The sequence below is a fragment of the Bacteroidales bacterium genome, assembly GCA_041671145.1.
Lineage (GTDB): Bacteria > Bacteroidota > Bacteroidia > Bacteroidales > JAHJDW01 > JAQUPB01.
Genome location: JBAZBZ010000013.1, coordinates 2,673 through 15,143 on the forward strand (window position 1 = coordinate 2,673; position 12,471 = coordinate 15,143).

8 protein-coding genes are annotated in these 12,471 nt (G+C 31.3%); 4 read left to right on the plus strand and 4 right to left on the minus strand.

The genetic code is table 11. The annotated features are described in order from the left end of the window. The coding region (locus WC223_06245; GenBank protein MFA6923841.1) for a VapE domain-containing protein at positions 1 to 615 on the plus strand (615 nt) is incomplete at its 5' end. A 186-nt stretch (positions 616 to 801) separates the two neighbouring features. After that, entirely contained in the window at positions 802 to 1,281 is a 480-nt protein-coding gene (locus tag WC223_06250) for a hypothetical protein (GenBank protein ID MFA6923842.1), read from the plus strand. Positions 1,282 to 1,406: 125 nt separating this feature from the next. On the opposite strand, the gene WC223_06255 is transcribed toward WC223_06250, so the two are convergent. From WC223_06255 to WC223_06270, 4 genes are read right to left on the minus strand one after another with little or no spacing between them, the layout of a single operon-like run. Further along, positions 1,407 to 3,305 (minus strand): DUF1998 domain-containing protein, encoded by a 1,899-nt coding sequence (locus tag WC223_06255; GenBank protein ID MFA6923843.1) that lies wholly within the window; start codon positions 3,303 to 3,305, stop codon positions 1,407 to 1,409. Positions 3,306 to 3,308: 3 nt separating this feature from the next. After that, a complete protein-coding gene (locus tag WC223_06260; GenBank protein MFA6923844.1) occupies positions 3,309 to 6,932 on the minus strand; it encodes a helicase-related protein in 3,624 nt (1,207 codons plus the stop codon). Next, the gene (locus WC223_06265; protein MFA6923845.1) at positions 6,929 to 8,407 is read right to left on the minus strand and encodes a hypothetical protein; all 1,479 of its coding nucleotides are present in this window, start codon (positions 8,405 to 8,407) and stop codon (positions 6,929 to 6,931) included. Before WC223_06265 ends, WC223_06260 begins: the two co-directional genes overlap by 4 nt. Continuing rightward, entirely contained in the window at positions 8,404 to 9,315 is a 912-nt protein-coding gene (locus WC223_06270) for a hypothetical protein (GenBank protein ID MFA6923846.1), read from the minus strand. Before WC223_06270 ends, WC223_06265 begins: the two co-directional genes overlap by 4 nt. A 439-nt stretch (positions 9,316 to 9,754) precedes the next feature. Here WC223_06270 and WC223_06275 point away from each other — a divergent pair, with 439 nt between their 5' ends. Further along, on the plus strand, positions 9,755 to 11,785 hold the full coding sequence (locus WC223_06275) for a DEAD/DEAH box helicase family protein (protein ID MFA6923847.1): 2,031 nt from the start codon (positions 9,755 to 9,757) through the stop codon (positions 11,783 to 11,785). Beyond that, on the plus strand, positions 11,785 to 12,471 hold the full coding sequence (locus tag WC223_06280; GenBank protein MFA6923848.1) for a type I restriction-modification enzyme R subunit C-terminal domain-containing protein: 687 nt from the start codon (positions 11,785 to 11,787) through the stop codon (positions 12,469 to 12,471). The genes WC223_06275 and WC223_06280 overlap by 1 nt, the downstream gene beginning before the upstream one ends.

Here is a 12,471-nt window from a genome sequence, read left to right on the forward strand (position 1 = left end):
GATGAGCTTGCAATATTGAACAAAGCTGAAATAAATGCTTTGAAAAGTATATTCAGTAAGGATTATATTAAGGTTCGACATCCTTTCGATAGGAAGCCGATTGTAAGCTCACGAAGAGCCAACTTTTTAGGAAGTACAAATAAGATTGGATTTTTAAATGATGAAACTGGTTCTGTACGTTGGCTTTGTTTTGAAATAATCGGTATTGATTGGAATTATAGCACCGATGTTGATATTAATTTAGTTTGGTCGCAAGCTTATACTTTATTTAAAGAGGGCTTTAAATATGAGCTTAACGCAGAAGAAATACAGGAAAACGAAAAAGCAAATAAAGAATTTATAAATGAAACAGCAGAAATGCAATTGATAAATGAATATTTTGAACCGGCAACAAAAGAAAGCCATGAGTCATGTTTGCCTGCAACCAAAATACTAAAGCTTTTTCAGTTTAAAAATAACAATATAAATAAAATGAGCATTGAAAGCATTGGTAAGGCAATGAAATTTTTGGAATTTGAACGTGGCAATTATTATGTAAAAGAGCGAGGTAATCAATCAAAGGGATATTATGTAAATTATATTAATCCAACAGATAAAATGTTATTAAATGAATAAAAGAACTTGCTTAACTTACTTAGTATTTCTGTTTGTGCCTATTTTATTATGTTTTTAGGTAAGTAAGGTTTGTTTATTTAAGTTACTTAATAGTTACTTGGTTACTTATATTGATAAATAAAGGATTTTAACTAAGTAATCAAGTAGGTAAAGTAAGCTACTTTTTTAATTTTTAAAATATGAATTATGAGTAAAAGATTAACAACAAAGGAATGTAAATTTTGCGGAAGAGAATTTGAAGCAAAACGAATTGATGCAATGTATTGCGGGAACACCTGCAAACAATATGCTTATGAAAATAAAAAAAAGTATAATTATAGTAGCTTTGCAAAATTACTTAATGACAAAAAAATAATCCATGAAACATATATAAATGTTTCTAAACATTTCATTAAAATTTTAAAAAAAGATTATGCTGATATTCCCATTGGCTTTCTTTATGATTTAATGATGCGAGCTGCAAAATTTGTTGATTCAAATAAAAATAAAAAGTTATGGAATTGTTATATTTTTAAAAATGATTTTGTAAAGCTTTTAGGTATAATGGTAAGTTTTCATAGTGCCGCTCAATTAGGAACTCTATCAAAAACCAATTTGATGTTGAATATCGAATTATTTGAAGAAGAAATAAGTCGCTGCGAAGAGTTTAAGGATAGTTATTTTTGATAGAACTGAATGTTCATACAAATTTGAATAATTCAATACAAAGTAAATAAAATGCCAAACATCAAAAAATAATTTATAGTTCTACATATCAAGAGCACACATTTTTAATATGTATTTCTCTGAAATTAAAATTGAAGTATAGATTTAAAATATCCAAATGCTTCATTCACTAAAAGCTTTCTGTCTAAAAACAGATTTGAAAGTTCACAAGTAATTTCTGGCGTTAATGTGCATGAATGACATGCTGCTAAATTCAATTGCGAAACACCTTGTCCTTCTGATTCCATACAAATAGGGTCAGAAGAACAGTCGTTGGCTCTGTTGATTGCACTTCTAATAATTTCATTCAGCTTTTCTAAGTCGTTACACAAGTTTGCAAGACCACCTAAATAACCGTCTGTGCCGTCAAATGCAGATATAAGAAAGCCATGCATTGTATCACTCACATACAAGCGTTCCTGTATAGAAGATGCCGGATAGCCACACACATACTCCAACTCACGAATGAGTATATGTGATAGTGTGTGAATGAGAACTTTTCTCGGTGTCAAAGTCCTTGCAATGATTTTATGATACTGCCACGAAGAATTCTTTGCATTCTTAATTAAGATTTTTGTTCTCTCAATTACATCATCCTGTAATTCCCAACGGTTTAATTTATCTTTGTCCAACACAAACAAAATTCCTTCACCATAGCTTTCAATTCCGGGAAGTAACTTTGTGTCAAAATTATTTTTAGAAACTGATTGTCGTTTTACAAGATAATCTTGATTGAAAATATTATCCTCTTGCAAAATCGAATCAACATCAATTGGCTCTTGTCGTGTGAAGGAAGTTTGAACAGTTATCTTCTTCAACTTTTCAAGTTTTACCAACTTTTCAAAACCGAAAGTTTGTGTTAAGCATTCAAGCAATCTGAATTTTAGTTGATTGTTTTCAGGATGTTCACCTTTCAACAAATAATTGTATTCAGTTTCTCTAAAAACAATATCAGGAATGAAGGTTACATTTCCGGTTTGTAAATAACTTCTTAAAACATCTTTTGGGATTTTTTTAGTGATACTGATATTCTTAATTATTTCTTCCGTTGAGAATTCTCCGCTGTCAATCAAATTATCAATTTCAATACGAACCTCACCTGTAATAGGGGTTTGCATTTCAGGAATGTAAATACTGCTTAATGAGTTTGCATAATAAACGCTGTTGCTTGTCTTAACAACAACTTTTGTTTGCTGTTTACATTCTTCATCAGCCCACTTTCCATTTGTCATTCCCAACCAATATTTTTTTCCGAAGCAATCTGTTTGATAATTGAAAATACCTTTCAATGTTCTCACAGCTTTACAGGTCTTGCACACAACACGAATACCCGTTAACTCTGTATTCTCCTTACTTATTTCATAACGTAAATCTTGCGACTGGCAACAAGTTCTTGACAAATCAATTTGAGGTCCTTGCGGTTTCACATTTGAAGTTTCATCGTCTGCATTATCATCTTCAATATCCGTGAGGTCTTCGGGTAAAAATGTGTTCCAATGTTTCCAAGGTATGTCATGAATATGTCCGTCTTTACAAGTCATAACGAAACGAATTTGCTCTAATACCTCTTCATTGCAATCAGGATTAGAACACTTAGGTGGATTAAAATAATCAATCTTTTTACCTGCTGCAACCCATCGCCTTTTCCATTCGTTATAATCTGCAAACCTATTGCATTTTGAATGCGGACAATAAAACCATTTTGAAAAATAGTTTGCACTCGGTCTTACTTGATCGGTGAAAGAATTTTTATCCGTTGGAATTTGAACAATATGCCTGATGTTCGGGAAGCGATTTTTCAAACGATTCAACAATCTATCATCTTTAATGATATATGTTGAAAGTCGGTTTGCTAAATCTTTGTACTGCCAATTATCAAATGTCTCAATGATAATTGAACAATCTTGTGTTTCGATTAGAGAACCAACGCCTCCGTAATTTGAAATCAGCTTACTTCTTCCGTGTTTTATTTTATCGTTTGGCATTTCTTATTGTTGTTTAATAAATATTTCTGCATTTGGTTCAACATTCCTCATGGATTGCATTGCTACTAAAATATCATCTTCACTTCTTTTGTCTTGAACCGATTTCATTAAAGATTTTTCCGGATGCTGATACCAAAAGAATTTTAAATCGTTCACTGCATCAACTCTATATTGCCAATTTTGAATAAAGTATTCAATCTTCAAAATAATGTTTGAGAGTTCCTGTGCTACGAAAGGATGATTTCTAAATAGTTCAGGAAATTGATTTTGCAATTGTGTTTTCGCATTAGTTTGCATGAAAGCATTTGCCATATTATTTGCAGCGAAATTCATTTTATGTCGGAAGTATGCAACCATCAAAGTGAAAAGCATTTTGTCCAAAGCACTGTCGGCAAATGGAGTTACGCTCAATGGTTCAACTTGCTTGTAAAAAGTTTTATGGAACTGAACAAAATCTTCAAAGTAAGAAAGGTCTCTTGTGTTGAATGGGTCAAACATTGTTGTTACAAGTCCTTCGTTCTTTCTCGCTACACGACTGCTTGCCTGAATATACTCTGCTGTGTTAGGTGGCATTCCATTCATTACCATTATTCCCAATCGTCCAACATCTAAACCCACGCTAATCATATTCGTTGCTAAAACTAAATCGTATGCTTTATGTTCTTTCAAACTTCCGTCAAATTGAATATCCAACTTATCAAGATTCTTTTTGATTCTTTCGTTTGGAATTCTGCTTGTGAGTTCAAGATTTCTGTATGAAAGTTTCCAATAGTTGTAAGTCAGGTCGCCTTGATTTTTCAAGCGTCTTACCTGCAATTGTTGAATTATAGGTTTTAACTCTGAAGAAATTTTATTTGAGAACCTCCCGATTTCCTTCAAACTTTTGAAGTAAGAAAGCAAAGTCCAAAACTGGTCTGCATCTTTTTTATCTGCTGACTGTTCCCAAATTTCTATTCGAGCATAAAGCAATGCAGAAAGTAATTGCAAGTTTGTCATCACTGTTGTTTTTCCTGTTGGCAAAATACCAATGTATTTTCTTTTGCTTTCTTCTAATGTTTTTGAAAAAAATGTGTCATCAGAGTTTGTTGCGTATTGAGGAAATATTCTTGCTTCCCTTCCGTAAAGTCCTTGAATTTGTGCTTCAACATTTTTTACTGTTGCAGTTGAAGCAATGATTTTTGGTTTCTGATTTTCGTTTGTGCAAAGCGAAAGAATTACATTTTCAAACAAGCCAACTAAACTTCCTAAAGGTCCATTCAGTAAATGCAACTCGTCTTGAATTATAAGTTCGGGTTTGCGATTTCCTCCATAATTGAACAAAGTAGTTGCTTCACCATTCCAAGCAAGCGAAGCGAACTTATCAACTGTTCCAAATAAAATTGTCGGTGGTTTGTGATAAATGTCATCATCAACCAAAACAAGTGGTAACCCTCCTTTCGTTTCATTGTAATTGCACTTTGGGTTTAAGCAATGTGATTGAAGATGATTATTGATTCTATGCCCTACTGAATATGTTGCATCTTTATTGTTGATTCTTGAAATTATTTTTGAATTACACCACTGGCAATTTGTAAGTTGAAAAGGATTGATTGCTTTTCTGCCATCAAAATTTTTATCGTTAAGTTTCTTAAGAAGAAAATTGTATTTTTCTTTTGCTATTTTAATGCTGTTGGGAATAGTTGCTTTTCCAATCCAAAATCCAATGGAAATTTTCTCGCTGCCTAAATCTTTTTGATGTTGCCTAATAAACTCACAAGCCAAAATCAATTTTGTCGCTCTTTCAAATTGTTGTGCAGAAAGCAAACGCAAAGTGTATCGAATGATAATGTTTACACCATCGTATTGTTTAGGAAAAGTAACCCGTCTCCAAAAAATCAAAAATGCTGATATTGCTAAATATGCCTCTGTCTTTCCGCCTCCGGTGGGGAAATAAAGCAAATCAACAAGGTCTTTGTCTGTGCTATTTGGCTCAACGAATGAAGGAATACATTGCAAGATAAAAGCTAACTGAAAAGGTCTCCAACTAGGTTCTCCTTTTCCATTTGGAAAATTTGCTGTTGAATATTCGTTGTATGTGAGTTGCATATTTCCGTTTCTCTCAAAAACCTCAAAACCGTCTTTCTTGTTAAAGTGCCATTCGCTTTGAAACATCTGAATGTAAATTGCTGTATTCGCTAATTGAAATGCTTTGTAAGCATTATCATTTTGAGAAAGCAACTGAATTCCTTTTTCAATTCTTCTGTGAATCTCTTTGCATTTCTGAATATTCTTTTCTCCATATTCATTATCATCTGCGTTGCCGCTTTCATCTTTTATCCAACTCAAATAAGCATCAGCAATTTTTTGAAGATTGCTAATTACTTTATTCTTATCGTTGCCAAATGATGAAAGGTTTTTGATATTCAAAATTTCATTTGCAATTTTATCTGTCTCTGTGCTTTGGTTTTTCACATTGTATGAAGGAATAAAAGTGGTCTTTATCCAACTCGGTTTACTCTCATCTTGTTCGCAATTCTCCCAAGTGCAAGAAGTGTTGTGTCCGATGCCATACGCCAACTTGTTTTTGAATAAGTAGTCAAGCATTTTATCTTCTGCGGTCTTGTAAAGATGTGGTCTGTAATCACGGAAGGGCAAAAGAAAATTACTGTTGACTTTTATTTCAGTTTGGAAAAGTGCCAACTGATTTAATTTTTCTTTTGAAAGTGCAAACTGGTCTTTCTTATGAGCAAACTTGTTTTCAATAACTGCTTTTATAAAATACTTGTCTGCATTCGTGTTGTGAAGTTTTAAATGCAAAACTAAATTGTCTTTATTGTCTTTGTGCCAATTGTCTGAATTTACATTGGGAACATTTGAAAGATTTATTTCAATGTGATTATTTTCTGTATTCAGCAAATCGGCAATTTTTATATCAACTGGAATTTCATTTTTAAATCGTTTGTATTTGTCTTTGAAAAAAAGTTTTGTGAGGTGTTTGAATATTGCAGAATTCCTGTGGTCTGCTGACATTGATTTAAAAGCAGATTGTAAAAGCAAATATTCGGTTGTTACTTTTCCTTTCTTTTTGCGTTTTATTTCGTGTCGTTGTCTTAGCGTTTTGGCTTTCTCGTCAAAAGTTACGAATTGGTCAAAGCCAAATTGAGTAAGCAAATTCAAATCGCTTGCTGTGTAATGTAAAATAATTTCTTCGGCTTTTGCTTTCTTGTAATTGCCAAATGAAACTATCAAGTTGAGTTCACTACAACTTTTGTTTACGCTAAATGAAAAGCCAAAGTGAGAAGGGAAGAAAGCATTTGAACTTGACTTTGGAACTGTGTCGGGTTCTTCATCCACATCATCTTCACTTTCGCTTTTTTCTTTTTCATCTTCATCTGATGGAGTAATTATGGCTTTGTCAATTTCAGAATCATTATCATCATCTTGTATGAATTCGCCCTTTCCTGTTTCAGAATCATCTGTTACAATTTGTTTTGGAAAAAGGATTGCTGAAAAATATCGTTGAAGCGGTTTGCCTTCAATAATCTCATTGGAAAAATCAGCATCACAAAGAAAAATATCAGAGCCGGGTCCGATTAATTCTTTTTCAATCCTATCAATTATTTTATTTCGGTTTTCAAGATAGCTCATAATTCTAACTGTTGAAAATTGTTTAGTTCTATTTGTTCATTATCTTCTTTATAAACTTCTTTCACTTTTATTGTTTGCAGTGGCATATATTCATCAACGAAGATTTTTAGCGTAGTTGCAGTAAATTTTAACTTGGTTAATATTTCACCAATTATTTTTTCTTTCAAAAATAATTTTATCTCTTGTTTAATTCCTCTACCCAAAGCTATCATTGTACTGTTATATATAGATTTTGATTTCCGAATTGGAGCTAAAAGTAAATCAATTTCTTCATCTTTTTTAGTATGAAACTTTAATCTAAATATTGCTTTTATGTCAGAATTGAACATCGGAAATTTTCTGCACCCATTAAAATAACTTTCAACTGTTGCAGGCAAAACTCTTAACCCATTTGCTTTTAGCATTGCGTATAATGAATTTGAGTATGTTTGTTTTAGTTCTGTTAGAACTGCCAACCAATATTTTGAATGTTCTTCAACCTTTCCAAAAACTTCCGAATCTGTTTCAACCGCCACTTGATAAAGATTTTCGGCAAAATGTTCTCTTGGATAAGTTCTGATTTTATCTCCAATTTTTATTTGCGAAAGATATATTTTTAGCAAATCCCCATTAGCTGTATATATTGTTTCGTTGCTATCTATGTATTCTATTTTGTTATTAGCATAAGTAATTTTGAAAATACATTTTTCTGGTAATTCATCTAAAAGTATATCTGATTCTTCCTTATAATTTTCATATACCCTTTTACTCCAGTCATCTATTCGGTTCACAATATTTTCAATTGTTTGGCTCACATGAATAGGTAAATCAGGAATTGGTACATAAGAAATACCGCAAATATTTTTGCGGTCATCACTCCTAACTTCTTCTTCTATTAATTGTTTGCGTTTTTGTAATTGGCTTTTGTAAAGTTGATGCTCTTGTTCATATAAAACAAGTGATACTTCTATTTGAAGATTGTATATAAAATCAAAATCCTTCTTTCCGTTAAATGAATAGAAAATTATTTTTTTATAGATATTGAGATTTCTTTTTAGCTCAGCAAGAGAAATGATTTTAATTCTTTTGTTTCGTATTATTTGAGTTAAAAAGTCAATATCATTTGTGTCTGCAATAATTGTTTCTCTTTCTGTTATTTTATTTAGAAAATCTTTAAAATAAATAAACTTGAGCTGTTTTGTTTGCAAGTAATTTAAAATTTCAGATAAAATTGTTTTCGGATTATTGCCAGCTATAAAATCGGTTGTATATCCGTCAGCATTGCTCAATGCGTTTTCTAATTCACGATTAATATTAGTTCTTTCAATTAAATTATTAAATGATTCAGACTGAATGTTATTTAAAGCAATTCTTAAAATATTTCCATATGTTTTAAGCTCTATGTTAAATTGAGTTTTCAAATAATTAATTTTTTCATCAAATGTTTTGATGAGCGTTTCAAAATCGGTATCCCTTATTTCGTGGACTTCTATCATAGCATATTGATTAAATCTATTTCTTCTTTATACCAATTCCAACAAGGAACTTGATTATATTTATTTAAATTAGATGTGTTAGTTAGCATAATTAAATTAAAACCAAAACGATTTTTATCTTGAATTATATGTTCAATCTCTGTTTCCTCTGTGTTATAAACAACTATCGTATCAACTTTTGTTTGTTGTTGTATGATTTTATCGTAGCACACTTTGTATTTGGGAACGAAATACATTATTGAATCAGGCAAAGCAGGAATTGATTTTGTTTCGTGCGAATTGCTTTCTTCTCTTGGATTTGGAAAATACGTTGTTGGAATTTTGTTTTTCACTTCCAATAAATCGTAAAAGGTTTTTGGTGCTATAAAAACTGATTTGCGCTCAAAATGAGTTTGTAAAAAATCTGTTTTCTGATTGTTTAACTCTTTAAAGAAATTTATATAATTGTTTATTGTTCGTTCTGAAATACCTGTATCTACTTCAACAAAACTTTTTGCGATAGAATCATAAGTTAAATCAGGTAATATGGTTTTTGTCGATTCTGTATACTTAAATCTTTTTCTTTGTTCTTCGATTAACGTATAACGGTTATTGTCTATTCCTAAAACTCTATAATATTTGTTATCTCTGTTTCTCTTGAGTCTCTGTCCGACTTCAAAACTTGGAGGTAGGTCAGCATAATTTAGGTAAATATCATTTGCTAATTCAATAAAAAGATGTTGACCTATTTTCCTTAAAGTATTATCAGAACACTGAAAATTAAAATGAACTGGCTTTTTGTTTTTATAATGTTCTATAATTATCTTGAGAGTAAGAACAAAAAAATTATCATTGAGTTTTAAATCAAGTGTCTCAATATTTTGATACTTATCCCAAACAGCTTGATAATATGTTCTATTTAGTAACATTAGTTTTTTATTTTGATATGGAAAAAATTGATGCTTTTTATATCATTATCAAATTTAATAATTTATTTTCCAATAATATTTTATTTAAAGAAAATTTACTTGTAATAAAAAGAACAAATAAATTATAATTTAATAATAATTTCATTAAATCCTTTTGTTAATAATGCTTTTAGCAAATATGGCAAAGTATAATTTGTTGAAATATACCAATAATATACCAATAATCTACTAATACAAGTAATTTTCGATAAATTTATATACTCGTAATTTACTGATAACACTATTTTTGATTAAATTTTCAGGATATTTTGATTAAAAATTCAATTTTTTTAAAGTTTTTGGGGGAATATTTGAGTTTTTTCTATCTCATTTGAATTTTGAGTGATAAACGCCAATTATTTTATATATTTGAAGCGAATCAATCAATAATTTTTTTCTAATGACATCCGAATCAGAAAAAGTAACAAGAGAAAAAAGGATTGACCTACAGTTAAAAGCTACTGGGTGGCTTATTATTCATTATACGGAAGGAATGGACTTATCCGTTCTGACTAATCACGCTATTGAAGAATTTCAAACTGCAAATGGTCCTGCTGATTATGCTTTGGTGGTTAATGGCAAATTATTCGGAGTTGTTGAAGCAAAAAAACTTGAAGTTGGTGCTCAGAATGTTTTGGAACAAGCCAAACGTTATTCAAAAGGTGCAGAAAATACAATCGGCGAATGGAATAAATTTCATGTTCCATTTTTATATTCTTCAAATGGTGAGTTGATTTATTATTTGGATGCAAGAGACAGCAAAAACTTAAGCCGACAAATTTATAGTTTTCATACGCCTGAAGCAATAGAAACTTTATTTAATACAAAAATAGAAACTGCTTTGCAATGGCTAAAAGACAAACCAATTAACACTCCCGGATTAAGACCTTATCAAAAAGATGCAATTCAATCTTATGAGAATAATTTAGAAGAAGGCGAACGCCTGATGTTATTGGCAATGGCAACAGGAACAGGCAAAACATTTACAACGGTAAATCTTGTTTATCGAATGCTTGCATCGGGTTATGCAAAACGAATTTTGTTTTTAGTGGACAGAAAATCTTTAGCTGCACAAGCTGTTACTGCTTTTGCTTCTTTCGACACTCCCCGAAATATTAAGTTCAAAGATGAGTACGAATTATATTCTCAACGATTCAGAAAAGACGATTTTGAAGGAGAAGCATACGACCCTACTGTTTTACCAAATTCATATCTCACGAATCCTGACGGCAGTAAAACATTTCTTTATGTTTGTACTATTCAACGAATGGCGATTAATTTATACGGAAAATCTGCTGCATTTTATGATAATGAAGAAGTCGAGGACGATGCAGAAGAAAAATTAACAATTCCTTCTCATGCTTTTGATTTGATTATTGCAGATGAGTGTCATCGTGGTTATACTTCAAAAGATACTAATGTTTGGCGAGATGTGTTAAATCATTTCGATGCCGTTAAGGTTGGTTTAACTGCAACCCCTGTTTCACATACAGTTGCTTATTTTAAAAAACCTATTTTTAATTATCCTTTGCAACAAGCTATTGACGAAGGTTATTTAGTGGACTATGATGCGGTTGCTATTGATTCAAAAGTTTTAATGAATGGAGCTTTTCTTAAAGAAGGCGAACAAGTTGGAATGATTGATACTATAACCGGCAGAGAAAAAATAGACCAACTGGAAGACGAAAGAGAATTTACATCAACGGAAATTGAAGAAAAGATTACCGCTCCCGATACCAATCAAAAAATAATTGAGGAATTAAAAAAATATGCTGATGAATTTGAAGCAGAAAGAGGAAGATTTCCAAAAATATTAATTTTTGCTTCTAATGATATGCCAATGATTTCACACGCTGATAGAATAGTGAGCATTTGCAAATCGGTTTTTAATCGTGGTGATGATTTTGTCGCAAAGATTACAGGAAGTCCAACAGTTGACCGTCCGCTAAAAAAGATTAAGGAATTCCGTAACCGACCAAATCCTAAAATTGTCGTTACAGTTGATATGTTGAGTACAGGTGTTGATATTCCTGCTCTTGAATTTATTGTTTTTCTTCGACCCGTAAAATCACGTATCCTTTGGGAACAGATGTTAGGAAGAGGCACTCGTAAATGCGATGATATTGGAAAAACTCACTTTGTAATATTCGATTGTTTTAATGGCACATTGATTAAATACTTTAAAAATGCAAGTTATAATTTTAAAATTGACCCACCCGGAACGGACACTGTTACAATAAAAGAATTAATTGAAAAAATATATAACAACGAAGACCGCAAGGCAAACGCTAAACGTTTAAGTAAACGTCTTCATCGAATCGAGAAAGACATGAGCGGAAATGCACGTGATAAATTTAAAACATATATTCCCGATGGCGATATGGGTAAATTTGCGGAATATTTGTCGAAATTCTTTGATAATTATAAATAATGGCAAAATCGTTTAACGACATATTTGAAAGTTTTTCAAGCGTTATGGAGCTTCTTAGAAATGAGAAATTCCAAGACCTGTTGGTAAATTATGAACGTGCTAAAAAAGTTTTCATTGTTGGCTATGATGTGAAAGACGAAGTGAGTTCAATGGTTTTGTTTGAAGCAGAAGACAAGTATGGATTAAAACCCGAAGATTATTTAATTTCTTTCTCGGAATTTATAAAACAAAATGAAAAAGAAATTGAAGCAATTTCAATAATTTTAAACAAACCGAAGGACTGGAACACAAAAGTTTTAAATGAGCTAAAGCAAAAGCTGAAAGAAAACAAATACGATGAATCGAACTTACAAAAAGCCCATAAAATTGTTTATCATAAAGATACAGTTGATATAATAAGCATGGTAAAACATGCCGTAAAAGAAACAGAACCTTTGCTAAGTACTGATGAAAGAGTGAATCAGGCAATTCAGAAAGTAACAGAAGGAAAACAACTGAATGATGAACAACAAAAATGGATGGAGTACATTAAAGAACATCTGAAACAAAATATGACATTAGATGAAAATGACTTAAAGGAATTGCCGGTGTTTACAGATAGAGGAGGGTTTAACAAATTCAAAAAAGTTTTTGCCGGAAAATATGAAATAATAATTAACGAGATAAATAAAGCAATAGCAGCATAA